The organism is Methylobacterium sp., assembly GCF_019750675.1.
GTDB lineage: Bacteria > Pseudomonadota > Alphaproteobacteria > Rhizobiales > Beijerinckiaceae > Methylobacterium.
Map to the genome: position 1 here is coordinate 12,098 of NZ_JAIEOF010000246.1, position 24,865 is coordinate 36,962.

22 protein-coding genes are annotated in these 24,865 nt (G+C 69.9%); 16 read left to right on the forward strand and 6 right to left on the reverse strand.

The window, feature by feature from the left end; translation table 11 throughout:
• Positions 1-236: 236 nt before the first annotated feature.
• From rho to K2X24_RS12595, 6 genes are all read left to right on the forward strand, one after another.
• The gene (gene rho / locus K2X24_RS12570; RefSeq protein WP_292498507.1) at positions 237-1,577 is read left to right on the forward strand and encodes a transcription termination factor Rho; all 1,341 of its coding nucleotides are present in this window, start codon (positions 237-239) and stop codon (positions 1,575-1,577) included.
• A 146-nt stretch (positions 1,578-1,723) separates the two neighbouring features.
• Positions 1,724-3,040 carry a tRNA uridine-5-carboxymethylaminomethyl(34) synthesis GTPase MnmE gene (gene mnmE / locus K2X24_RS12575; protein WP_292498509.1) on the forward strand — a complete coding sequence of 439 codons (1,317 nt, stop codon included), beginning with the start codon at positions 1,724-1,726 and terminating at the stop codon, positions 3,038-3,040.
• 117 nt (positions 3,041-3,157) lie between these two features.
• The gene (gene mnmG, locus K2X24_RS12580; RefSeq protein WP_292498512.1) at positions 3,158-5,038 is read left to right on the forward strand and encodes a tRNA uridine-5-carboxymethylaminomethyl(34) synthesis enzyme MnmG; all 1,881 of its coding nucleotides are present in this window, start codon (positions 3,158-3,160) and stop codon (positions 5,036-5,038) included.
• Positions 5,028-5,666 (forward strand): 16S rRNA (guanine(527)-N(7))-methyltransferase RsmG, encoded by a 639-nt coding sequence (rsmG, locus tag K2X24_RS12585; protein ID WP_292498515.1) that lies wholly within the window; start codon positions 5,028-5,030, stop codon positions 5,664-5,666. Before mnmG ends, rsmG begins: the two co-directional genes overlap by 11 nt.
• Positions 5,663-6,511, forward strand: a complete 849-nt coding sequence (locus K2X24_RS12590; RefSeq protein ID WP_292498518.1) for a ParA family protein — start codon at positions 5,663-5,665, stop codon at positions 6,509-6,511. Before rsmG ends, K2X24_RS12590 begins: the two co-directional genes overlap by 4 nt.
• A 69-nt stretch (positions 6,512-6,580) precedes the next feature.
• Entirely contained in the window at positions 6,581-7,480 is a 900-nt protein-coding gene (locus tag K2X24_RS12595; RefSeq protein WP_292498583.1) for a ParB/RepB/Spo0J family partition protein, read from the forward strand.
• 3 nt (positions 7,481-7,483) lie between these two features.
• Here K2X24_RS12595 and holA read toward each other — a convergent pair whose 3' ends face one another.
• From holA to leuS, 3 genes are all read right to left on the reverse strand, one after another.
• Positions 7,484-8,512, reverse strand: coding sequence for a DNA polymerase III subunit delta (gene holA / locus K2X24_RS12600; RefSeq protein WP_292498520.1), 1,029 nt, complete (start codon positions 8,510-8,512; stop codon positions 7,484-7,486).
• A gap of 13 nt (positions 8,513-8,525) precedes the next feature.
• A complete protein-coding gene (gene lptE / locus K2X24_RS12605; RefSeq protein WP_292498523.1) occupies positions 8,526-9,101 on the reverse strand; it encodes an LPS assembly lipoprotein LptE in 576 nt (191 codons plus the stop codon).
• A 124-nt stretch (positions 9,102-9,225) separates the two neighbouring features.
• Complete coding sequence (gene leuS / locus K2X24_RS12610) at positions 9,226-11,826, reverse strand: leucine--tRNA ligase (protein WP_292498526.1); 2,601 nt, start codon at positions 11,824-11,826, stop codon at positions 9,226-9,228.
• A 240-nt stretch (positions 11,827-12,066) separates the two neighbouring features.
• On the opposite strand from leuS, the gene K2X24_RS12615 reads away from it, so the two are divergent.
• Positions 12,067-12,828: a YggS family pyridoxal phosphate-dependent enzyme gene (locus K2X24_RS12615; protein WP_292498528.1), complete on the forward strand. Its 762-nt coding sequence runs from the start codon at positions 12,067-12,069 to the stop codon at positions 12,826-12,828.
• A 10-nt stretch (positions 12,829-12,838) separates the two neighbouring features.
• Here the strand turns inward: K2X24_RS12615 and K2X24_RS12620 are convergent, their stop codons facing one another.
• Positions 12,839-13,267, reverse strand: coding sequence for a MarR family winged helix-turn-helix transcriptional regulator (locus tag K2X24_RS12620; RefSeq protein ID WP_292498530.1), 429 nt, complete (start codon positions 13,265-13,267; stop codon positions 12,839-12,841).
• A 97-nt stretch (positions 13,268-13,364) separates the two neighbouring features.
• Between K2X24_RS12620 and K2X24_RS12625 the strand changes: the two genes are divergently transcribed.
• From K2X24_RS12625 to bioD, 9 genes are all read left to right on the forward strand, one after another.
• Complete coding sequence (locus K2X24_RS12625; protein ID WP_292498532.1) at positions 13,365-14,681, forward strand: MFS transporter; 1,317 nt, start codon at positions 13,365-13,367, stop codon at positions 14,679-14,681.
• Positions 14,682-14,999: 318 nt separating this feature from the next.
• Positions 15,000-15,722 carry an amino acid ABC transporter permease gene (locus K2X24_RS12630; RefSeq protein ID WP_292498535.1) on the forward strand — a complete coding sequence of 241 codons (723 nt, stop codon included), beginning with the start codon at positions 15,000-15,002 and terminating at the stop codon, positions 15,720-15,722.
• Positions 15,723-15,765: 43 nt separating this feature from the next.
• Entirely contained in the window at positions 15,766-16,458 is a 693-nt protein-coding gene (locus K2X24_RS12635) for an ABC transporter permease subunit (protein WP_292498537.1), read from the forward strand.
• A 102-nt stretch (positions 16,459-16,560) separates the two neighbouring features.
• Complete coding sequence (locus tag K2X24_RS12640; RefSeq protein WP_292498586.1) at positions 16,561-17,289, forward strand: amino acid ABC transporter ATP-binding protein; 729 nt, start codon at positions 16,561-16,563, stop codon at positions 17,287-17,289.
• A 264-nt stretch (positions 17,290-17,553) separates the two neighbouring features.
• Complete coding sequence (locus K2X24_RS12645) at positions 17,554-18,051, forward strand: lipocalin-like domain-containing protein (protein WP_292498539.1); 498 nt, start codon at positions 17,554-17,556, stop codon at positions 18,049-18,051.
• Positions 18,052-18,239: 188 nt separating this feature from the next.
• Positions 18,240-18,845, forward strand: a complete 606-nt coding sequence (locus K2X24_RS12650) for a HupE/UreJ family protein (protein ID WP_292498542.1) — start codon at positions 18,240-18,242, stop codon at positions 18,843-18,845.
• A gap of 112 nt (positions 18,846-18,957) precedes the next feature.
• Positions 18,958-19,893 (forward strand): ring-cleaving dioxygenase, encoded by a 936-nt coding sequence (locus K2X24_RS12655; protein WP_292498544.1) that lies wholly within the window; start codon positions 18,958-18,960, stop codon positions 19,891-19,893.
• Positions 19,894-20,121: 228 nt separating this feature from the next.
• Entirely contained in the window at positions 20,122-20,895 is a 774-nt protein-coding gene (locus K2X24_RS12660; protein ID WP_292498546.1) for a ferredoxin--NADP reductase, read from the forward strand.
• Positions 20,892-21,620 (forward strand): dethiobiotin synthase, encoded by a 729-nt coding sequence (gene bioD, locus K2X24_RS12665; protein WP_292498548.1) that lies wholly within the window; start codon positions 20,892-20,894, stop codon positions 21,618-21,620. Before K2X24_RS12660 ends, bioD begins: the two co-directional genes overlap by 4 nt.
• Here bioD and K2X24_RS12670 read toward each other — a convergent pair.
• Together K2X24_RS12670 and K2X24_RS12675 are read right to left on the reverse strand one after the other, a co-directional pair.
• On the reverse strand, positions 21,583-23,073 hold the full coding sequence (locus K2X24_RS12670; RefSeq protein ID WP_292498549.1) for a carbohydrate porin: 1,491 nt from the start codon (positions 23,071-23,073) through the stop codon (positions 21,583-21,585). The genes bioD and K2X24_RS12670 overlap by 38 nt on opposite strands.
• A 77-nt stretch (positions 23,074-23,150) precedes the next feature.
• Positions 23,151-24,857, reverse strand: a complete 1,707-nt coding sequence (locus tag K2X24_RS12675) for a fructose-specific PTS transporter subunit EIIC (protein WP_292498552.1) — start codon at positions 24,855-24,857, stop codon at positions 23,151-23,153.
• Between the last annotated feature and the right edge of the window lie 8 nt (positions 24,858-24,865).

The following is a 24,865-nucleotide window of genomic DNA, read 5'->3' on the forward strand; positions in this document are numbered from 1 at the left end:
CGCGCGGACGGACCTTGCGAAGACCGGGCAAACCCGCTACGGGTGAAGCCTCTCCTCGTTACGCCGTGCTGCATCCGCGAGCCCTGAGGCTCCGCAAAGACGATGCGCGGAGCCGTTCTTCGCACGAACGCTTCGACTGACAGGCGCCGAAAAGGCGCCCGGCGATCAAACTCCCCGATACCATCGATTTGAATCTGCCCCGATTCCCTACCCTTCCCGCCGGTTCCGAATCTGCCATGACGTCACCGTACGAAGCCCTCCCCGTGGACCATTCGGCCGACGTCGGAATCGTCGCCGCAGACCTTGACGCCGTGCGCGAGGTCAAGCTCCAGGACCTCAAGTCCAAGACGCCGACCGATCTGATCGCCTTCGCCGAAGAGGTCGAGGTCGAGAACGCCTCGACCATGCGCAAGCAGGAGCTGATGTTCGCCATCCTGAAGCAGCTCGCTGCCAAGGAGGTCGAGATCATCGGTGCCGGCACCGTCGAGGTGCTGCAGGACGGCTTCGGCTTCCTGCGCTCCTCCGACTCGAACTACCTGCCGGGCCCCGACGACATCTACATCTCGCCGACCCAGATCCGGCGCTTCGGCCTGCGCACGGGCGACACCGTCGAGGGCCCGATCCGCGGCCCCAAGGACGGCGAGCGCTACTTCGCGCTGCTGAAGGTCAACACGATCAACTTCGAGAACCCGGAGAAGATCAAGCACAAGGTCCATTTCGACAACCTGACGCCGCTGTTCCCGACGCAGCGCTTCAAGCTCGAACTGGACAATCCGCCGAAGAAGGATTTTTCGCCGCGGATCATCGACATCGTCGCCCCGATCGGCAAGGGCCAGCGCGCCCTGATCGTGGCGCCGCCGCGCACCGGCAAGACCGTGCTGATGCAGAACATCGCGCAGTCGATCACCATCAATCACCCGGAATGCTACCTCATCGTCCTGCTCATCGACGAGCGGCCCGAGGAAGTGACCGACATGATCCGCTCGGTGAAGGGCGAGGTCATCGCCTCGACCTTCGACGAGCCGGCCACTCGCCACGTGCAGGTCGCCGAGATGGTGATCGAGAAGGCCAAGCGCCTCGTGGAGCATGGCCGGGACGTGGTCATCCTGCTCGATTCGATCACCCGCCTCGGCCGCGCCTACAACACGGTCGTCCCCTCCTCCGGCAAGGTGCTGACGGGCGGCGTCGACGCCAACGCCCTGCAGCGCCCAAAGCGCTTCTTCGGCGCGGCCCGCAACATCGAAGAAGGCGGCTCGCTCTCCATCATCGCGACCGCGCTCATCGACACCGGCTCGCGCATGGACGAGGTGATCTTCGAAGAGTTCAAGGGCACCGGCAACTCCGAGATCATTCTCGACCGCAAGGTTTCCGACAAGCGCATCTTCCCGGCCATCGACATCACCCGCTCGGGCACCCGCAAGGAAGAGCTCCTGGTGCCGCCGGACGCGCTCAAGAAGACCTACGTCCTGCGCCGCATCCTCAACCCGATGGGCGTCACCGACGCGATCGAGTTCCTCATGGACAAGCTGCGCCAGACGAAGAGCAACAACGACTTCTTCGACTCCATGAACACCTGAGAGCCCTCCGGTCGGACGCGGGTGCGCGGCACGTCGCGTTCGGCCAACTCCTTGCTTGCACTCGACGATTTCCCGCTGAAACAAATCCGTTAGCTGGTTAACGATCGCTTGACGCGACAGGCGTCGGCGTCCAGGGCGTCGTCCTCATGCCCGAACAGACCACCCTCTTCGCGCCCGCCACCGGCCCGGGCCGCTCGGCCGTCGGCGTCATTCGGATCAGCGGGCCGGCCTCGGCGGACGTGATCCGCATGCTCGCCGGCCCTCTCCCCGCCCCCCGGCGCCTCTCCCTTCGCACTCTGCGCGCCTCCGATGGCACGCCGCTCGACGAGGCCCTCGTCGCCTGGATGCCTGGGCCTGCCAGTTTCACCGGCGAGGACATGGTTGAACTCCACCTCCACGGCGGCATCGCGGTCCGCGGCGTAGTCCTGCGGGCGCTGGCCGAGATTCCCAGCTGCCTGCCGGCCGGACCCGGAGCCTTCACGCGCCGCGCCTTCCTCAACGGCCGCCTGGATCTCACCGAGGCCGAGGGTATCGCCGACCTCATCGACGCCGAGACCGAAGCGCAGCGGCGTCAAGCGTTGCGCCAGCTCGATGGCGCCCTCGGCCGGATCGTGGCCGACTGGCGCCGCCGCCTCGTCGACCTGCTCGCGGGCGTGGAAGCGGCCCTCGACTTCTCGGACGAGGGCGACGTCGACGACGCGGCCCTGGATGCCGCCCTGGCGGACAAGGCGTGGGCGATCCGCGACGAGGTGGCGGCGGTGCTGGCCGATTCGCGCCGCGGTGAGCGCCTGCGGGACGGCTTTACCGTCGTCCTCGCCGGGCCGCCCAATGCCGGCAAGTCGACGCTCCTGAATGCCCTCAGCCGGCGCGACGCGGCGATCGTCTCATCCACGCCCGGCACCACCCGGGACCTCATCGAGATCCGCTGCGACCTCGGCGGCCTGCCGGTGATCCTCGTCGACACTGCAGGCCTGCGCGAGGCGGGCGACGCGATCGAGGCGGAGGGCATCCGTCGCACGCGGGCCCGGATGCAGCAGGCCGACCTGGTCGTGATGCTCGAGGGCCCGGACGCGGAAACGGTGATGCCCGGATCGATGCCCGCCGTGCCCGTGCTCCAGGTTCGCACCAAACGCGACCTCGATCCTGTCTCCGCGCTGCCGGACACCACGATCGGCATCTCGGCGCTCACCGGATCCGGACTGGATCGGTTGATGACGGCGATCGAGGACGAGGCGGCTCGGGCTGTCGGACACGGCGATGCCCTGATCACCCGTGAGCGCCACCGCCTCGGCCTGTCCCGCTGCCGCGAGCACCTCGACCGGCTACTGGCGGGCACCGCCCTACCCGAACTCGCGGCCGAAGACTTGCGTCTCGCCGTTCGCGCCCTCGGGGAGGTGGCCGGACATGTCGGCGTGGAAGAGATGCTGGACCGCCTGTTCGCCGGATTTTGCATCGGCAAGTAGCCGATCGCGACGCCCGCCCTGTGACCGTGGAGGCACGGGTGTCCGGTTTCACGTGAAAACAGACTTCCGGGTCACCGATCCGTTGACCATTCCGACCGCAACCGCTTAATCGAACCCATGCACCAAACCCCTAATTCCTACGACGTCATCGTCGTCGGCGGAGGCCATGCCGGCGTCGAGGCCGCTGCTGCCGCCGCCCGGATCGGCGCGCGGACAGCCCTGGTCACCCATCGAGCCGCCACCATCGGCGCGATGTCCTGCAACCCGGCGATCGGCGGTCTCGGCAAGGGCCATCTCGTGCGCGAGGTCGATGCCCTCGACGGCTTGATGGGGCGCGTCGCCGATGCGGCCGGCATCCAGTTCCGGCTTCTTAACCGGCGTAAGGGCCCGGCGGTGCGCGGTCCTCGCACCCAGGCCGACCGCAAGCTCTATGCGGCCGCCATGCAGGCAGCGATCGCCGAGACCGCGAACCTGCGCGTGATCGAGGGAGAGGTCGCTGACATCGCCCTCGCGCAGGGTCGGGTCTCCGCCGTGATCCTGGCCGAGGGGCGCACCCTCCCCTGCGGCGCCGTCGTGCTGACCACCGGCACCTTCCTGCGCGGCCTGATCCATATCGGCGAGACCCAGATCCCGGCCGGCCGCGTCGGCGAAGCCCCGTCCGTCGGCTTGGCGCAGACCCTCGACCGCGCCGGCTTCGCTCTCGGCCGCCTCAAGACCGGCACGCCCGCCCGCCTCGACGGTCGCACCATCGACTGGTCCGGCCTGGAGATGCAGTCGGCGGACGCGGATCCCGTCCCGTTCTCGACCCTGACGGAGCGGATCACCACCCCGCAGATCCAGTGCGGTATCACCCGCACCACGCAGGCGGTGCACGATCTCATCCGTGCCAACCTCCATCGCTCGCCGATGTACTCGGGCGGCATCGCCAGCCGGGGCCCGCGCTACTGCCCGTCGATCGAGGACAAGGTCGTCCGCTTCGGTGATCGGGAGGGACACCAGATCTTCCTCGAGCCGGAGGGCCTCGACGACCCGACGGTCTACCCGAACGGCATCTCGACCGCGCTGCCCGAGAGCGTCCAGCGCGACGTCATCGCGCTGATCCCCGGCCTGGAGCGGGCGACCATCCTGCGCCCGGGCTATGCCATCGAGTACGACTACGTCGATCCCCGCGAACTCGACGCCTCCCTCCAGGCCAAGCGCCTGCCGGGCCTGTTCCTGGCCGGGCAGATCAACGGCACCACGGGCTACGAGGAGGCGGCAGGCCAAGGCCTCGTGGCTGGCATCAACGCCGCTCGCCTCGCCGACGGCTCCGCGCTGACCACCTTCGACCGGGCCGAATCCTATCTCGGCGTGATGATCGACGACCTCGTCACCCATGGGGTGAGCGAGCCCTACCGCATGTTCACCTCGCGCTCGGAGTACCGACTTTCGCTCCGCATCGACAATGCCGACGAGCGCCTGACGCCGAAGGGCGCCGCCCTCGGCTGCGTCGGCACACCACGGGCGGCGCATTTCGCCGCCGCGCAGACGGCCCTCGGCGCCGCACGCGCGCAACTTGACACCTTGAGCCTGACCCCCAACCAGGCCCGCGCCGTCGGCATCGAACTCAATCAGGACGGCATCCGCCGCAGCGCATTTCAGCTGCTGTCCTATCCGGAAATCGATTGGGCGCGGCTGAGTGCGGTCTGGCCGGAGCTCGCCGCCGTCCCACCCCGCGTGGCCGAGCGGCTCTGCACCGACGCAACCTATGCGGTCTATCTCGACCGCCAGCAGGCGGACATCGCCGCTTTCCGCCGGGACGAGGCGGTGGCCCTGCCGATCCGCCTGGATTACGCAGGCATTCCGGGGCTATCGAACGAGATGCGCCTGAAGCTCGAGGCCGTGCGCCCCGGGACCCTGGGTCAGGCCGCGCGGATCGAGGGCGTGACCCCGGCTGCCCTCACCCTGCTCGCTGCCCACGCCCGCCGGGCCGATCGCGGGGCCGCCCATGGCCTCTGATCGCGACCGCGATCGGGTCTTGGCCGCAGCGGGTGTTTCACGTGAAACAGCCCGGCGCCTCGATCTGTATGTCGAGCAGCTCCGCCGCTGGCAGAACGTGAAGAACCTCGTCGGGCCCGCCACCCTGTCGGATGTCTGGACCCGCCACATCGCCGATGCGCTGCAGCTTCGTGAGATCGCGCCGGAGCCGGAGACCTGGCTCGACCTCGGCGCCGGCGCCGGCCTGCCCGGGCTCGTCCTGGCCATCGCCGGCCACGAGCGTCCTGGGTTCCAAGTCGATCTGGTCGAGAGCAACGCGCGCAAATGCGCCTTCCTCACCGAAACCGCCCGCCTCACCGGCGCGCCGGCCAGGGTGCACAATGCCCGCATCGAGCAGGTCATCGGCGGCCATCAAGGCGTCGCGGTGGTCTGCGCGCGGGCCCTCGCCCCCCTCACCCAGCTGCTCGCCTGGGCGGAGCCCTTGTTGACAACCGGCACGGTCGGCCTGTTTCCGAAAGGGCGTGACGTCCAATCGGAATTGACCGAGGCCGCGCAACGGTGGAGATTCGTTTACGATCTCGTGCCGAGCCGAACCGAGTCGGAAGCGCGGATCGTCCGCGTCACGGCCCTATCTCGCGTGGATTCATGACAAGCGATCCGACTCCCGTACCGACGACCGGCGGCAACCCGGATCGGCCGCTGCGCATCCTGGCCCTGGCCAACCAGAAGGGCGGCGTCGGCAAGACGACGACGGCGATCAATCTCGGCACGGCGCTCGCCGCCATCGGCGAGAGCGTGCTGGTGATCGACCTCGATCCGCAGGGCAACGCCTCGACGGGCCTCGGCATCGACCGCCGGCAGCGCAAGGTCTCGACCTACCACGTGCTCGCGGGGGAGGCCTCCCTGGGACAGGCCTGCATCCCGACCGCGGTGCCCCGCCTGATGGTGGCGCCCTCCACCATGGACCTCCTCGGCCTGGAGCTGGAGATGGCGAGCGCGCCGGACCGTGCCCATCGCCTGCGCAACGTGCTCAAGGGCGTCGGGGAGACCGGCGCCACGGCGGGCGTCACCTATGTGCTGATCGACTGCCCGCCCTCCCTCAACCTTCTCACCATCAACGCTCTGGCCGCCTCCGACGCGGTGCTGGTGCCCCTGCAATGCGAGTTCTTCGCTCTGGAGGGCCTGAGCCAGTTGCTGCGCACCGTGGAGCAGGTGCGTGGCGCCCTCAATTCGCGCCTGACCATTCAGGGCATCGTCCTGACGATGTTCGATCCACGCAACAACCTGTCGGCGCAGGTGGTGGCGGATGTCCGCAGCTTCATGGGCGAGAAGGTCTACGAGACCATGATCCCGCGCAACGTACGCGTGTCCGAGGCACCGTCGCACGGCAAACCGGTGCTGCTCTACGATCTCAAATGCGCGGGTAGCCAAGCCTATCTGCGCCTCGCCTCCGAGATCATCCAGCGCGAGGGGCGGCTGCCCGTGGCGGCGTGACGAGGCGGGGGCGCCCTGCCCCCGCCCTAGGAAGCGGTTCAGTCAGGTTCGGAGTTGAAGCAGGTGGCGATGGCGGATGATGTGGTGCGGCCCCGGCTCGGTCGCGGCCTCGCGGCCCTGATCGGCGATTTCGGCGATGACAACGCGGAGGCGAGCAAGTCCCAGGCGCAGCGCAAGGTTGCGGTGGAGTTCCTACGCCCGAACCCGCGCAATCCGCGCCGGCGCTTCAACGAGTCGGACCTCGAGGAGCTCTCGGCCTCGATCAAGGTGCGCGGCATCATCCAGCCGATCGTCGTGCGGGCGCTCGCGGGCGTGCCGGACACCTACGAGATCGTGGCCGGCGAACGCCGCTGGCGCGCAGCCCAGCGGGCCGGCCTCCACGAGGTGCCGGTGGTGACGGTGGAGATCGACGACCGGACCTCCCTCGAATTCGCGATCCTGGAGAACGTCCAGCGCACCGACCTCAACGCCATCGAGGAGGCCGCCGGCTACGAGCGCCTGATGAGCGAGTTCCAGTATAGCCAGAGCGAACTCGCCGAGATCCTCGGCAAGAGCCGGAGCCACCTCGCCAACACCCTGCGCCTGCTCCAGCTCGCCCCGGCGATACAGGACCGGGTCGTGGCCGGCGAGATCACGGCGGGCCATGCCCGCGCGCTCCTGGGCGTGCGCGACGCCGAGGGTGTCGCCCGTCGGATCGTGGAGGAGGGGCTTTCGGTCCGCGAGGTCGAGGCCCTGGCCTCCGCCGAGGTGCCCGAGGGCGACGGCCCCCGCCCCGGTCGGCCCCGCCGTACGGCCGAGAAGGACGCCGAGATCCGTACCCTCGAACAGGCCATGGCCCGGGCGCTCGGCGTGACCGTGGCCCTGAAATCGAAGGTGGCGGGCGCCGGCGAGATCCGTATCCGCTATGAGACCGCCGAGGAGCTTCGCGGCCTCTGCAACCGCTTCAAGGTCTCCCTGCCGGAGTCCTGAACCTCAGCGCCGCCGGGCCGCCTCGGTGGCGATGCGCAGGAGCGTGCTTGATGCGTGCGCGTGGGCCAGCTCCGGGTCCGCGCGGCGGCAGGCCAGGACCGCGTCCTGTAGCAGCTGGATCGCGTGCCGCAGGGCCGGGGGCGACCAGCGGGCGAGCTGCGTCTCCACTAGGGCCTTGCGCCGAAAATGCAGGCCGCGCCAGTTCGCCACCATCAGACTGGCGCTCTGTCCCTCCCCGGCGAGCCGCGTGGCCAGGAGAGTCAGGGCATGCCGCAGGGCCGAGCCGAGCATGACCGAGGGGTCCATGCCCTCGTGGCGGAAGCGGCGGTAGTCGCGCTCGACTTCGCCGCTGCGCCCGGCGAAGGCCGCATCGATCAGCGTGTTGAGCACGCTCCCGGCGACATCGCTGACCACCGCCTCGACATCGTCGAGGCTCACCTGGCCCTGCCCGCGGGCGTAGAGGGCGAGCTTCTCGATCTCCGAAAGGCTGGCGCCGCGGTCGCCACCGAGGCTGGTGGCGAGGACGTCCCGGGCGTCGCGGGCGATGCGCAGGCCCTGATCCTGGAGCGTGCGATCGATGAGATCGGCCAGCGCCCGCTCGTCGTCCGGGTAGCAGGGCAGGGCGAGGGCCTTCGGCGACTTCTCGCACAGCGTCCGCAGGGGCGCGCTCTTGGCGAGGTCGCCCCCTTCCACCACGATGCGGGCGTTCTGGATCTCGGCCTTCAGGGCCGCCTCGACCGCGGGGGCGTAGTTGCGGCTGCCCGACCGGACCCAGATGGTGCGCGTGCCGCCGAACAGCCCGACGGTGCCGGCCTCGTCCACGAGACGGCCGGGGTCCTGGGCGAGCACGTCCCCGTCGATCTTCACCATGGCGAAGGGATCGCCCGGATCGCTGACGAACGCCTCCGCCAGCGCCTTGGCGCGGGTGAACACGAGGCCGGTATCCGGGCCGTAGACGAGCAGGATGGCGATGCGCGGGTCGGGCCCGCGCCGGATCAGCCCGTCGACATCGCTGGCCTTGACGGCGGTCACGGTGCGGTCGCGCTCAGGGCTTCGTCACCAGCACGGAGGCGATGCGGGTCTTGATCTGCTCGGCCAGGACCTTGGCGAGGCGGATCTCGGCGTCGCGGGCGGCGCGCAGGCTGGCGAAGCGCTGGATCGAGCGGTCATAGGTGGCGGTCGAGGTCGCCACGCCCTCGCTGATGATCTTCGTGCCGCTGAGGTCTTCCAGGGCGTACTTGATCGTTCCCACGATGGTGCCGGCCTCGGCGCGGCCGGTCTGCGAGGACACGATCGGGGTCTGCACCGACTCGCTGCCTTGCATCTTTAGGCGATAACGCTTGGCCGAGGGCTGCCCCGAGCCGTCGAGGTCGAAGATGAGTTCGCTGCGGAGATAATGCCCGAGGCGCTCCTGGCCCTGCGCCATGAGAACGTCGTCCACCTGCACCGAGGCGAGGAGGGCGGACATCGGCTCGCCCGAGGCGGTGGGACCGTAGAGGGGGCGGAAACAGGCCGACAGGTTGAGCGCCAGGGCGGCGACGGTGGCGACCCGCACGGCTCGGCCGACCGTGCCGGTCGCCGCTGTCCGAACCGCCCCTGCCCCGTTTGCCAAGCGCATCATGCCCGCCGCCGTCTCGCTGTCTCGTCCCGCCCGTCTGTACGGCGAACCGGGGTTCGACGACAGCCTATTCGGCGCAAGCTTTACGTTTCCTATCCGGCGGGATCATGGTCGCCGGATCGTGTCCCTAGACGACGAGGTTCACGATTCGGCCAGGGACCACGATCACCTTCTTCGGCGCCCGGCCCTCCAGGGCCCGCTGCACAGCCTCGTCGGCGAGCACCAGGGCCTGGACCGCCGTCACGTCGGCGCTGCGCGGCACCGTGACGTCCGCCCGCTTCTTGCCGTTGAGCTGGACGGGGAGGGTGACGCTGTCCTCGACGAGGAGCGTGCGCTCCACCTCCGGCCAGGCCGCCTGCGCGACGAGGCCGTCGCGGCCGAGCGCCCGCCAGCATTCCTCGGCGAGATGCGGCATCATCGGAGCGATCAGCTGGGTCAGGATTCCGGCCGCCTCCCCGGCAACACTCCGCGAAACGCCGACCCGCAGGGCCTCGTCGAGGGCGTTGGCGAGGGTGTAGATGTGGGCCACGCAGCGGTTGAAACGCAGGCGTTCCACATCCTCTTCCACGGCGGCGAGAGCCTTGTGCGCGGCCTTGCGCAGGGCGGCGTCGCCCGTACCCTCGGCCGTCTCGACGGCGCTCGCCAGGGAGACGAGGCGCCAGACGCGCTGCACGAAGCGGGCGGCACCCTGGACGCCGTCCTCGGTCCAGATCACGTCGCGTTCGGGGGGCGAATCGGAGAGCATGAACCAGCGTGCCGTGTCGGCGCCGTAGCTGGCGATGATGTCGTCCGGGTCGACGACGTTCTTCTTCGACTTCGACATCTTCTCGATGGCGCCGATGGTGATCGGCTCCGCCGTTTTCACGTGAAACGCCTCACGCGTCCCGGACTCGGCCGAAATCCGGATATCGGCCGGCGGCACCCACGCTCCGGCCGCGTCCTTGTAGGTCTCGTGGACGACCATGCCTTGCGTGAACAGGCCGTCGAAGGGCTCCGAGACGCCCGACCAGTCGGTGGCCTTCATCGCCCGCATGAAGAAGCGGGCGTAGAGCAGGTGCAGGATCGCGTGCTCGATGCCGCCGATATACTGGTCGACGGAGAGCCACTGGTCGACGGCCCGGCGGTCGGTGGGCGCATCCTGCAGCCAGGGCGCGGTGAAGCGGGCATAGTACCAGGACGAGTCCACGAAGGTGTCCATGGTGTCGGTCTCGCGCCGTGCCGGCTGCCCGCAGGTGGGGCAGGGGACGTTGCGCCAGGCGTGGTCCCGCTCCAGCGGGTTGCCGGGCACGTCGAAGGAGACCTCCTCGGGCAGCTTCACCGGCAGGTCGGCCACCGGTACGGCCACGGGCCCGCAGGCCTCGCAATGGATGATCGGGATCGGGCAGCCCCAGTAGCGCTGGCGCGAAACGCCCCAGTCGCGCAGGCGGAACTGCACCTTGCGCTGCGCCACCGGCTCGCCGTCGAGAATTTCCGCCTCCAGGCGGTTGGCCACCGCGTGGAAGGCCTCGTCGGTGGTCATGTCGTCGAGGAAGCGCGAATTGATCATGCGCCCGTCGCCGTCATAGGCGGTGTCGGTGACGACGAAGCTCGCCGCATCCTGGTCCTCGGGGCAGACCACCGGCGTGTTGCCGAGCCCGTACTTGTTGGCGAAGTCGAGGTCGCGCTGGTCGTGGGCCGGGCAGCCGAACACGGCGCCGGTGCCGTACTCCATGAGCACGAAGTTCGCGACATAGACCGGCAGCAGCCAGGACGGGTCGAGGGGGTGGCGGACCTTCAGGCCGGTGTCGAAGCCGAGTTTCTCCGCCGTGTCGATGGCGGCCTGGGCCGTGCCGGTGCGCCGGCATTCCTCGATGAAACTCTGGAGCGACGGGTGGGCCGGGGCGAGCGCCGCCGCGATCGGGTGGTCGGCGGCGATAGCCAGGAACTTTGCCCCGAACAGGGTATCGGGCCGGGTGGTGTAGACCTTGATCTCGGGCTCGACATGGGCCGGCGCCGTAGCGAGGGCGAAGCGGACCTCCAGCCCCTCCGAGCGTCCGATCCAGTTCTTCTGCATCACCCGGACCTTCTCCGGCCAGCGCTCCAGGCCGTCGAGGGCGTCGTAGAGGTCCTGCGCGAAATCGGTGATCTTGAAGAACCACTGGGTCAGCTCGCGCTGCTCCACCAGGGCGCCGGAGCGCCAGCCGCGCCCGTCGATGACCTGCTCGTTGGCCAGCACGGTGTGGTCCACCGGGTCCCAGTTCACCTTGGCCGTGCGGCGCGTCACCAGCCCCTTGCCGAGGAAATCGAGGAACATGCGCTGCTGGTGCTTGTAGTAGTCGGGATCGCAGGTCGCGATCTCCCGGCTCCAATCGAGCGACAGGCCCATGCTCTGCAGCTGGCCGCGCATCGTCGCGATGTTGGCGTAGGTCCAGTCGCGCGGATTGACCTTGCGCTCCATGGCGGCGTTCTCGGCCGGCAGGCCGAAGGCGTCCCAGCCCATCGGGTGCAGCACGTTGAAGCCGCGCGCCCGCTTGTAGCGCGCCACCACGTCGCCCATCGCGTAGTTGCGCACGTGGCCCATGTGGATGCGCCCCGAGGGATAGGGGAACATCTCCAGCACGTAGTATTTCGGACGGGGATCGTCGTTCTGCGTCGCGTAGATGCCCGCCGCGTCCCACGCCTGCTGCCAGCGCGGCTCGGTCTCCTTGGCGTTGTAGCGCTCGGGAGCGGGTTTGGGGGTGGTCGTCATGGGCCGGGCGCCGGGGTTCTGGGGGTGAGGGGCGGCCCGCGCGGCGCGGGCCTGCCCGGAGAGGCTGGGGGCCGGACTACCACGGGGAGGGGAGGGGTCAACACGGACGCGCGCCGGGCCGCCCGTGGGAGCCTCGGGCCGACGCCCGCGTTCATCCAGACGAACCATCCCTTGCGGGCCGCGTCCGGAATGGTAGTCCCCGGGCCGACCGGTTCACCGAAACGATCCCTTCGAGGCAGCATGGCCGACACAGTTCCCGACGACGCGCTTCCCGAAGACACCCTTGCCGAGGGCGCCCTCACCGGAAACGCCCCGTCGCCCCCGAGCGCCGCCGACGTCGTGGCCGGGCTGGCGGCGGTGCGCCACCAGATCGCCCAGGCGGCGGCGGATGCCGAGCGCGATCCCGCCTCGGTCGCCCTGGTGGCGGTGTCGAAGACGATCCCCGCCGCGGGCATTCTGCCGGCCCTCGAGGCCGGGCAGCGCCTGTTCGGCGAGAACTACGTGCAGGAATCGAAGGCCAAGTGGCCCGCCCTCCGGGAGCGCTACCCGGATGTCGAACTCCACCTCGTCGGCCCGCTGCAATCCAACAAGGCCCGGGAGGCGGTGGAGCTGTTCGACGTCATCCACGGCCTCGACCGCCTGTCCCTGGCGGCGGCGCTGGCCAAGGAAATCGAGCGGGCGGGCCGGGCGCCGAAGCTCCTGATCCAGGTCAATACCGGCGACGAGCCGCAGAAGGGCGGCGTCTCGCCGTCCCAGGTCGATACTCTGCTCTCCGAGTGCCGCGAGACCCATGGTCTCGCGATCCAGGGGCTGATGTGCATCCCGCCGGCCGAAGCGCCGCCCTCGCCCCACTTCGCGTTGCTGGCCCGCATCGCGGAGCGCCACAACCTGCCGATCCTCTCGATGGGCATGAGCGCGGACTACCCCGCCGCGATCCAGATGGGCGCGACCCATGTCCGGGTCGGCACCGCGATCTTCGGCGCCCGCCCGCGCAAGGGATAGGTGTCCCGCCTCACACCGTCCGCACCACCCGCGCCAGGGCGCCGCGAAGGTCCGCCGCCGCCTCGGCGCCGTAGCGCGCCTCGAAGCCCGCCTGCGCCACGCGCCAGAGGGGTTCGGCCTCGTCGATGCGCCGGCTCCCCGCCTCGGTCAGGCGCAGGGCCCGGGTCCGCCCGTTCGGCCCCGGGCCGATGGCGAGGAGGCCGTCGCGCTCCAGGGGCTTCAGGGCCCGGCCCATGGTCGTGCGGTCCATGGCCATGGCGTCCGCGAAGGCGTTGATCGAGATCGGGCCGAGGCGACGCAGCCCCACCAGCATCGCGTATTGCGACGTGCGCAGGCCGGACGGCGCCAGATGGCGGTCGTAGAACTGGGTCACCTGCCGGGCGCCCCGGCGGAGCGCGGTGCAGTGGCAGAGCACGGCTTGGGGTGGGGGGTCGTCCATCGGGCAATCCACGCGGTCGGCGCCTTGTCTAAAGCGTGCATATGCGCTTATGCAAGGCTCCGGCGCCTCGGCAGCGGGCGCCTGGGAGCCCCGTGCCATGGCCACCGACCCCACCCTGCGCCTGTCCGACGCCGTCGCGACGGCGCTCGCCCGCCGCGGCATCCATTACGGCTGGGCGGTCGCGAGCGTGACCTTCCTGACCATGCTGGTGACCGCGGGCGCGGTCGGGGCACCGGGTGTCCTGATCCTGCCGCTCCAGAAGGAATTCGGCTGGGACACGGCGACGATCGGCTCGGCGCTGGCTGTGCGCCTCGTCCTGTTCGGCCTGATGGGGCCCTTCGCCGCCGCCCTGATGAACCGCTACGGCCCGCGCCGGATCGTGCTCCTGGCGCTGGGGCTGATCGCCGGAGGCCTGCTGGCCTCCCTCGGGATGAGCCAAGTCTGGCAGCTCGTCCTGCTCTGGGGCGTGGTGGTGGGAATCGGCACGGGGCTCACCGCCCTGGTGCTCGGCGCCACGGTGGCGACGCGCTGGTTCTCGCACCGGCGCGGTCTCGTGGTCGGGCTCCTCACCGCGAGTTCCGCTACGGGGCAGCTCGTCGTCCTGCCCCTGCTCGCCGTTCTCACCGAGGCCCTGGGCTGGCGCGCCGCCCTCCTGGTGATCTGCGCGCTGCTCCTCGCGGCGGGCCTCGGCGTCGTCGCCCTGATGCGCGACCGGCCGGAGGATCTCGGGCTCGCGCCCTACGGCGAGACCCGCCCCCTCGCCGCCCCGGCGACGCCGGGACCCAGTGCGACCGGGGCCCTGTCCGCCCTGCGCGACGCCGCCGGCACCCGCGTGTTCTGGGTGCTGTTCGCCACGTTCTTCATCTGCGGGGCCAGCACGAACGGGTTGATCCAGACCCACTTCATCCCCCTCTGCGCCGATTACGGCATCGGTCCGGTGCAGGGGGCCAGCGTGCTCGCCGCCATGGGTGTGTTCGACTTCATCGGCACGGTGGCGTCGGGCTGGCTCTCCGACCGTTACGACAACCGCTGGCTCCTGTTCTGGTACTACGGCCTGCGCGGGCTCTCGTTGATGTTCCTACCGTTCTCGGACTTCTCCTTCGTGGGCCTGTCGCTGTTCGCCGTGTTCTACGGCCTCGACTGGATCGCCACGGTGCCCCCCACCGTGCGGCTGACCGCGGCGCGGTTCGGGCGCGAGCGGGCCAACCTCGTCTTCGGTTGGGTCTTCGCCGGCCACCAGCTCGGCGCGGCGACGATCGCCTACGGGGCCGGCCTCTCGCGCACGGAGCTTGCGAGCTACCTGCCGGCCTTCTTCGCCGCCGGGGCGCTCTGCCTCGCCGCGGCCGGGCTGATCCTCACCCTCGGCCGCCCGGCCCCGCAGGATGTTCCCGCCGCCACACCGGCGCGCGCCTGAGGCGTCCGCCGGCCCCGGCCGTCGGGTTCTGGTCCGGATGATGCTTGGGGGGCGGGCACCGATGTCCTGTCCAGGTTCCCTTTCGAATCGACCCGGAGGCCGTCGGCCCGCCCATCCCGGGCGGGCCGACGGCCTTTGCGCGCCGCAAGCCCGGATCTGCCCGGAAAAGCAGCAAATCTCTGGAAATGTCAGTGTGCGACCCGGGCGGGACGCCCCGGGCCCTGGACCTTGCGGCCAAGGTCTCGGCACTGTCCGACACAGCACCGCCACATTCACGGGCGCTCGCCCGGATGCCCGCTCACAAGGGACGACGACGCGATGAACTACAACTGGAACTGGGGCATCTTCTTCGAACCCTCTCCGGAGGGCACCGGCACCTACGCCGACATGCTGCTCTCGGGCCTGACCTGGACGGTGGTGACGGCTCTGTGCGCCTGGGTGATCGCGTTCTTCCTCGGCTCGATGATCGGCGTCATGCGCACCCTGCCCTCGAAGACCGCCAACGCGGTCGGCACGGCCTATGTCGAACTGTTCCGCAACATCCCGCTCCTGGTGCAGATGTTCCTCTGGTACTTCGTCCTGCCGGAGGTGCTGCCGGAATCCTGGGGCGGCTGGATCAAGCAGCTGCCGAACGCCCCGTTCTACACGGCGGTCGTGTGTCTCGGCTTCTTCACCGCCTCCCGCGTCGCCGAGCAGGTGCGCGCCGGCATCCAGGCCCTGCCCCGCGGGCAGAAGATGGCCGGCACCGCCATGGGCCTGACCGTGAGCCAGACCTACCGCCACGTGCTCCTGCCCAACGCCTACCGGATGATCCTGCCGCCCCTGACGTCGGAATTCCTGAACAACCTCAAGAACACCTCCGTGGCGCTGACCATCGGCCTCCTGGAACTCACGGCCCGCGCGCGCGCCATGCAGGAATTCTCGTTCCAGGTGTTCGAGGCCTTCACCGCCGCCACCATCCTCTACGTCCTCATCAACATCGTGGTGATCTTCACCTCCGGCTGGATCGAGCGCCGCGTCGCCGTCCCGGGCCACCGCTGAGGGTCCTCCGCCCTCGCGCCTCCCCCATTAAGGATCGCCCACGATGCTCTCGAATTTCGATTTCTCCGTCATCACCTCCGCGCTGCCGTACCTGTTCCTGGACGGCATGCGCTTCACCCTGACGCTGACTGCGCTCGCGGCCGTCGGCGGCATCATCCTCGGCACGCTCATCGCGATGATGCGGCTCTCCAGCCTGCCGGTGATCCCGCTGGTGGCCAAGGGCTACGTCAACCTGATGCGCTCGCTGCCTCTCGTGCTGGTGATCTTCTGGTTCTACTTCCTGGTGCCCTATCTCGGGCAATGGGTGACGGGGGCCGACCGGCCGATGACGGTGGGCGCCTTCACCTCGTCGCTGGTGACCTTCACGCTGTTCGAGGCGGCCTACTTCTCCGAGATCATGCGCGCGGGCATCCAGTCGATCCCCAAGGGCCAGGCCGCGGCCGCCTCGGCGCTGGGCCTGACCTACTTCGCCTCCATGCGCAGCGTGATCCTGCCCCAGGTCTTCCGGAACATGACGCCGATCCTGCTGACCCAGACCATCGTGCTGTTCCAGGATACCTCGCTGGTCTACGTGCTCTCGATCACCGACTTCCTTGGCGCCGCCTCGAAGATCGCCCAGCGCGACGGTCGCCTCGTGGAAATGTACCTGTTCGCGGCCGTGGTCTACTTCGCGGTCTGCTTCGTGGCCTCCATGGCGGTGCGCCGCCTTCAGAAGAAGATCGCCATCATCCGCTGACGCCGGACGTCCCATTGTCGTGACGTCGCCGCACCCGAGACGAGGATTTCCGCCATGACCACGTCGCTCAACACCGCCCAGGCCCCCGTGACCACGGGCCCCATGATCACCATGAAGTCCGTCAGCAAATGGTACGGCGACTTCCAGGTCCTCACCGACTGCACCACCGCCGTGAACAAGGGCGAGGTCGTGGTGGTCTGCGGCCCCTCGGGTTCCGGCAAGTCGACCCTGATCAAGTGCGTCAACGCCCTGGAGCCCTTCCAGAAGGGCGAGATCGTCGTCGACGGCACGCCCGTGCACGACAAGAAGACCAACCTGCCGAAGCTGCGCGCCCGGGTCGGCATGGTGTTCCAGCACTTCGAGCTGTTCCCGCACCTCTCCATCACGGAGAACCTGACCCTGGCCCAGAGGAAGGTGCTCAAGCGCGACGAGGACACCGCCCTCAAGACCGGCCTGTCGCTCCTCGACCGGGTTGGCCTCTCGGCGCACGCCAAGAAGTTCCCCGGCCAGCTCTCCGGCGGACAGCAGCAGCGCGTGGCCATCGCCCGGGCCCTGGCCATGAACCCGGTGGTCATGCTCTTCGACGAGCCGACCTCGGCCCTCGATCCCGAGATGGTCGGCGAGGTGCTCGACGTCATGGTGCAGCTCGCCCGCGAAGGCATGACCATGATGTGCGTGACCCACGAGATGGGCTTTGCCCGCAAGGTCGCCAACCGGGTGATCTTCATGGACAAGGGTGAGATCGTCGAGGACGCCACCAAGGAGGACTTCTTCGCCAATGCCCGCTCCGAGCGCGCGCAGAACTTCCTGTCGAAGATCCTCGTCCACTGAATCGTCCGTCGAACCGCGCGCACTGATCCGCGCACGGCGAACCCCACGGTCGCGTCGGCTCGAGAGAGGCGGTTCCGGTGAGACGGAACCGCCTCTCTGTCGTTCGAACGCCCGCCTCAGGGCGCCCGTCCGGCTCCCCCGGCCCCCGAAACGCTCTATGCCGGGAGGGCCGAGTTTCATCGGCGGGCGGCCCCGCCCCGAAACGGACGGGTGGCTATGCGGGAAGCATCGCGAGGTCCGCACCTTCAGGGAGAGACACCATCCATGCGGACACGCACCACGATGATCCTTGCCGGCCTCGCCGCGGCCGGCCTGCTCGCCGGCCCAGCCCGGGCCGAGACACCGCCGGCCCTGAAGGGCCTCTGGAAGCTGGTTTCCTACGAGGTCGAGGTTCGCGCCGACGGCAGGAAGCAGCCGGTGATGGGCGACCACCCCACGGGTTTTGCCTATTTCACGCCGGACGAGCGGGTGTTCTTCCTGCTCACGGGGGAGGGTCGCAAGCCCGCCGAGACCGACGCCGAGCGCGCGGCCCTGATGAAGACCCTCGTCTCCTACACCGGCAAGGTCACCCTCAAGGGCGATCAGTGGACCGCCAAGCTCGACGCCGCCTGGGACCCGAAATGGGTCGGCACCGAGCAGACCCGCACCTTCGCCATCGAGGGCGACCGTCTGCGCGTCCTCACCCCCTGGCGGGTGATGCCGAACTGGGCCGACCAGGGCGAGACCCGCAGCATCGTCACCTTCGAACGCACGACGGATTGAGCGCTGCGCCCCCGGGGATCTTGCGGGAGAGATTTCACGGGAAACAGGCCTAAGCGCCCGGTGGTACCGACGCCGCATTTCCGGGAGCCGCGTCGCCCACGCGGCCCCGGGGGCTGTACACGGGCATGCCGGTTGCTAGTTACAGCGAGCGGGGCCGTCGCCCCCCATTCCAGATCCGGGATTCGTCGATGACACCACGCCTCGCCTCCCTGCCGGCCCGCGTCGCCCTCGCGGCGACGTCGGTTCTCGTCGCGACGCCCGCCCTCGCGCATCCGGGCCACGAGGCCGCGTCGGGCTTCACGGAAGGCTTCCTGCATCCCCTGAGCGGGCTCGATCACGTGCTGGCGATGGTGGCGGTGGGCCTCATCGCGGCCCGCATCGGCGGTCGCGCCCTCCTCCTCGTGCCGCTGGCTTTCGTCGGCATGATGGTCCTCGGCGGCGCTCTCGGTGTCGCCGGCACCGATCTGCCGTTCGTGGAGATCGGAATCGCCCTCTCGGTGGTGGTGCTCGGCGCGGCCCTGGCCCTGCGCCCCGCCCTGCCGGTGGCCGCCGCCATGCTCCTGGTCGGTGCCTTCGCGGTCTTCCACGGTCATGCCCACGGCGCCGAAATGCCGGAGACGGCCTCCGGCCTCGCCTACGGGGCCGGCTTCGTCGGCGCCACCGCGCTCCTGCACGCGGTTGGCCTCGGGCTCGGCCTCTCCGCCGGGCGCCTTGCGCGCAGCCTGCCCGCCCTACGCGTCGCCGGCGCCGGCCTCGCCGTGGCGGGCCTCGGACTCCTCACCGCCGCGCTCTGACAGCGGGCGCCACCCCGACCCACCGAACGGCCCCCGCACGGGGGCCGTTTTGCTTTCATGGCCCCTCCCACCCATGTGAGGGGCCCCGCGCGCGGCCAGCCAGGAACGCACGATGCAGCTCACCGGAATCCACCACCTCACCGCCATCACCGCGCAGGCCGCAGACAACCTAGCCTTCTACACGCGCGTCCTCGGCCTGCGGCTGGTGAAGAAGACGGTGAACCAGGACGACGTCTCGGCCTACCACCTGTTCTACGCCGACGGCCTCGCCTCGCCCGGCACCGACATCACCTTCTTCGACTGGCCGGCCCCGCCGGAGCGCCGGGGCACCAACGCGATCAGCCGCACGGCCTTGCGGGTCGCCGGGCCGGCGGCGATCGACTGGTGGCGCGAGCACCTGGCCCGGCAGGGGATCACCCACGCCGGGCCGGTGGAGCGGGACGGCCGTCTCACCCTCGATTTCGAGGACGGCGAGGGCCAGCGCCTGATGCTGGTGGACGATGGCGGGGCGGGCGAGGCTCACCCCTGGGCGCGGAGCCCGGTGCCGGCCGAGCACCAGATCCGTGGCCTCGGCCCGATCCGGCTCAGCGTGGCGCAGATCGCCCGCACGGAAGCCGTCCTCACCGAAGTGCTCGGCATGAGCCATGACCGGGTCTACGAACTGCCCGAGGGCGAAGTCCGGGTCTACCGCATGGGGGCGGGGGGCCCGGCGGCCGAAATCCATCTCGTGGCCGAGCCGAAGCTGGCCCCGGCCCGCCAGGGCGCGGGCGCCGTGCACCACGTCGCCTTCCGCATTCCGGACGCCGATTACGACGCCTGGGCGGACCGCCTGAAGCAGCGCCGCGTGCCCTCCAGCGGCCCGGTGGACCGCTACTATTTCCGCAGCCTCTACTTCCGCGAGCCCAACGGCATCCTGTTCGAGATCGCCACGGACGGGCCGGGCTTCGCCACCGACGAACCGCTGGAGACCCTGGGCGAACGCCTCGCCCTGCCACCGTTCCTGGAAGGCCGCCGGGCCGAGATCGAGGCGGGTCTGAAGCCCCTCTGATCCTGCGCGCGGGCGATCGGGTCCCCGTCCGGCCTCGGCTCTCCGTGGAGGGGGCTCCTCGCGCGAACAGACCGGAGTGCCCGCCGCGACACGGCTGCGCCCCGTGTGCGAGGCTTGAGCACGATGCAGGACGGGTGCGTTGTCATGTGCCTTGACGGGCCTACCGCAGGTGCGAGAAGACCCCGGGCAAAGCTTCGAGATTCGAGCGAGAGTCGAGACGGACCGTCGATGAGCAAGTTCAACGAGGAGCGTGTGCTGAGCGTCCACCACTGGACGGACACGTTGTTCTCCTTCCGCACCACGCGTGACCCCGCCTTCCGCTTCCGCAACGGCGAATTCGTGATGATGGGCCTGGAAGTCGAGGGCCGCCCGCTGCTGCGCGCCTACAGCGTCGTCTCGGCCAATTACGAGGAGGAGCTGGAGTTCTTCTCGATCAAGGTGCCGAACGGCCCGCTCACCTCGAAGCTGCAGCACCTCAAGGTCGGAGACCCGATCATCGTCGGCAAGAAGCCCACCGGTACCCTGGTGCTCGACAACCTGATGCCGGGCAAGCACCTCTACCTCCTCGGCACCGGCACGGGGCTCGCCCCCTTCATGTCGATCATCAAGGACCCGGAGACCTACGAGCGCTTCGAGAAGGTCGTGCTCGTCCATGGCTGCCGGCAGGTGCAGGAACTTGCCTACGGCGAGACCATCACGCAGGACCTGCCCAACCACGAGTTCCTCGGCGAGGTCATCAGCGCCGGCCTGATCTACTATCCCACCGTCACCCGCGAGCCCTTCCGCAACCGCGGCCGCATCACCGACCTAATGACCTCCGGCAAGTTGTTCGAGGATATCGGTCTGCCGCTGATGTCGATCGAGAACGACCGCTTCATGCTCTGCGGCTCGCCCGACATGATCCGCGACACGCGCATGCTGCTCACCGATGGCGGCTACGAGGAGGGCAACCACGGCGAGGCCGGCCACTACGTCATCGAGAAGGCGTTCGTCGAGAAGTGAGCCGCCCCCGCGCCGTCTTCGTCGCCGGCGCCGGCACCGAGATCGGCAAGACCTATGTCACCGCCGCGCTGACGCGGCGGCTGCGGGAAGCGGGTCGCCCCGTGCGCACCCTCAAGCCGCTCGCGAGCGGCGTGCCCGCCCTCGCCGATTCCAATTTCGCGGCGAGCGACACGGCCCGGCTCCTGGCCGCCCAGGGCCTGGCCGTCACGCCCGGGACGGTCGCGGCCTGCTCGCCCTGGCGCTTTTCCGCGCCCCTCAGCCCCGATCTCGCCGCCGCCCGCGAGGGCAGGGCGCTGGCCTTGGCCGATCTCGTCGGCTGGTGCCGTGACGCGATTCGGGCGACGCCGCCCGGCGGCACCCTGCTGATCGAGGGCGTCGGCGGCCTGATGAGCCCGGTCACCCCGGAGGCCACCGGCCTCGACTGGCTCAAGGCCCTCGACCTGCCGGCGCTCCTCGTCTCGGGCTCCTATCTCGGCGCCATCAGCCACGCGCTGACGGCGATCGAGACCCTGCGGGCGCACGGCGTGCCGCTCCTCGCCGCCGTTGTCTGCGAGAGCCCCGACGCCCCGACGCCGCCCGATTTCGTCGCCGGGGCCATCGCCCGCCACGGTGCCGTGGCGACCCACATCGTCCCCCGCGACGGCGCCTGCCCGGACGGCCTCGCCGACCTGATCGGCGTGCCCGAAGCTACTGCCCCGGCCCCCGGGCGAGCCCCGCCAGGGTGAACAGGTCCACGGACAGCTTGGCACCGATGACGAAGGCGTCGGGGATGTTCTTGCGGTAGAACGGGAAGCGGGTCTGGTCCGGGTTGATGATGTACTGGAGGTTCGGCGTCAGCCGCACCGAGGGCGCGACCTGGATGCCGTAGTTCAGCTCCATCATGATCTGCTGTCGCGGAATCGTGCGGTCGACGCCGAGGCTGTTCTGCGCCAGCACGATGTTGGAGAGCGCGAGGGGCGAAAACTTCTGGGTGTTGATGACGAAGCCCAGCGTGTCGAAGGGCCGGCCCGCGAAGGTGCCGGTCTGGAGCGCGCCGATCTCCAGGAAGTAATCCTCCACCAGACGCCCCGAGGTACCCGCCATGGCGACGCCGAACAGGGTCAGGCCCTGGATGCCGGCGGGGTCGGGCCGCCACACCATCTGGTCGAAGCGGGCATAGACCCCGGAGCGCCCGAACCGGGTGGCGGGGGCGAGGCCCGTGAGCACAGAGCGCTGACCGGTGACGTCGCGGACCGGATCGGCATAGTCGGAGGCGTCGTACCAGCCGCCGATGCCGTAGTTCCGGGGCAGGGGATCGTTGGCGAAGGTGGTGGAATAGCCGAGTTCGAACGGCAGGATCGCGCCGGTGGCGCCCCGGGTCGAGAAGTCGAGGCCGTTGTCGCCGGGTTGCTGGTGGCGCGGATTCACCTCGTAGACGCCCGCGTGGAAGAACACCCGGTCGGTGAGCCAGGCCTTGGCATGCGCGCCCCAGCTCGAGACCGGCCAGAACGTGAAGTTCGAGGTCTTGAACACGAAGGTCGGGTTGCCGCAGGCGGAGTTCGACTGGAAATTGCAGTAGATCGGCGAATTGAGGAAGGCGATGTTGGCGACAAGCCGACCGAACTCGACGATCAGCCGGTCGTCGAACAGCTTCTGCTCGTAGCTGAGCAAGGTGAGCCGGGTGGTCTGACCGCCGCCGAAGATCTCCTGCACGGAGGTGTTGTTGCCGATGTAGCGCTCCGACAGGCTGTTGCCGTGCCGGTTCGTCACCGCGATGTGGACCGCGCCGCCCGTGATGCCGGCGAGCCGGTTCAGGTCGGCGTCGATGCCGAAGAACACCTGTCCCGCATAGGCGCCGCCCTGGCGGATGCCGCCGATGGGGTTGGCGGCCGCCTGCCCGGTGTAGTTGGCGATGAGGCTGAGCCCGTTGCCGAGGTCGAAGGTGCCGGCCGCCAGGGTCGGCGGGGTCGCGGTCTGGCCCAGGGTGTCGGCGGCCCCCGCCGCGCTGTCGGCGCCCGCGAAGCCCTGGCCGTCCGGCTGCGGCGGCCGGGCACGGGTCCGCCGCAGGGCGGGGCGCTGCACCGTCTCCGGCACGCCGAGGCCGGTCCCGGCGTCCAGCCCCTGCGCCCGCGCATCCGGCGCGGCGGCCATCGTCGCCAGTCCGAGGCCGATCACGGCCGCCCTCAATCCCCTGCCCATCTCTCGTCTCCCCTGTGATTCGGCGTTCCGATGTGCCCGGTCTTGGCGCCGGGTCCGTCGTGTCGTGGTCGGTACGGTCAGGCAGCCCGCTTCTTCAGGAGGCCGACCAGCAGCCCCGTCACCAAGGTGCCGACGGCAAGGGCGATCAGGGCCCCGGGCAGGTTCGTCACCGCGTTGGGGATCGGCAGGATGAACAGGCCGCCATGAGGCACCTTGATCTCGACGCCGAGGCTCAGGGCGATGGCGCCCGCGAGCGCGGAGCCCGCCACCATCGCGGGGATGACCCGGAGCGGGTCGGCCGCCGCGAAGGGGATCGCGCCTTCCGTGATGAAGGCCGCGCCCAGCACCGCCGCCGCGCCGCCGGCCTCGCACTCGGGCTTCGAGAAGCGGGCCGGGAACAGGCGGGTGGCGAGGGCGATGCCGAGCGGCGGGGTCATGCCGCCGATCATCACCGCCGCCATCGGGGCGGTGATGCCGGAGGCGATCAGCGCGGCGGAGGAAGCATAGGCCGCCTTGTTGACGGGACCGCCCATGTCGACCGCCATCATGCCGCCGAGGACGAGGCCGAGGAGCACCGCGCTGGTGCCCTGCATGCCCTTCAGCCATTCGGTGAGCGCGGCCAGGATCGCCGCCACCGGCACGCCGACCACGTAGATCATCAGGAGCCCGGTGATCGCGGTGGCGAGCAGGGGCAGGATCAGGACGGGCTTCAACCCCTCCAGGTTCCGGTGGAGGCGGATGTGCTTGTTGAGGAAGGACGTCGCGTAGCCGGCGATGAATCCGGCCGCGATCCCGCCGAGAAAGCCCGCCTGGAGGTTGGCGGCCAGCATGCCGCCGATCATGCCGGGCGCGATGCCGGGCCGGTCGGCGATGGAATAGGCGATGTAGCCCGCGAGCGCCGGCACGATCAAAGCGAAGGCCGCCTTAGCGCCGATCTCGCCCAGCGCGAAGCCGAGGGTTCCGGCATTCTCGGGCTTCATCGCGTCGATGCCCCCGAAGGCGAAGGCGAGCGCGATGAGCAGGCCGCCCGCCACCACGAAGGGCAGCATGAACGAGACGCCGGTCATCAGGTGCTTGTAGGCGCCGGCCTTCGTCTCGGCGGCGACCGGGCGGGCCGGTCCCTCGGCGGCGGCTTCGCCCCCGTGGACCTGGGCTTCCGCGAAGGCGGTGGCGATCAGGCCCTTGCCGTCCCGGATCGCCGCCTTGGTGTTGGTGGCATAGAGCTTTTTGCCGGCAAAGCGCGCCCGGTCCACGCCCGTATCGGCGGCGATCAGCACGAGGTCGGCCGCCGCGATCTCCTCCGGCGTGAGGGCGTCGCGGGCACCCACCGAGCCTTGCGTCTCCACGCGGATCGGATGGCCCAGGACCTCGGCCGCCGCTTGAAGGCCCTCGGCCGCCATGAAGGTGTGGGCGATGCCGGTGGGGCAGGAGGTGATGGCGACGATTTTTTTCGGGATGCTCGCGGCGACCGGGGTCGGGGCGTCCCCGGAGAGGACGCGGTCCAGCACAGCCTGCGCGTCGGTAAGCACGTCCTCGATCCGGATGCGGGCCCGGCGCATCGCCCCAAACCGGCCCTCGCCGAGATCGCCCTCGCCGATGAGCAGCACCGCCTGGGCGCCCTGGATCGCGCTGGCGCTGAGCGGGTTCCCGCCGACGCCCTTGCCGCGCAGCTCCACCTCGACAGCCTGCCGGCGCCGCTCGGCCGCCTTGCGCAGGGCCGCCCCGGCCAGCACCGCGTGCAGGCCCTGATCCCCACCTCCCACCACCGCCAACACCTGGGTCATGGCTTCCT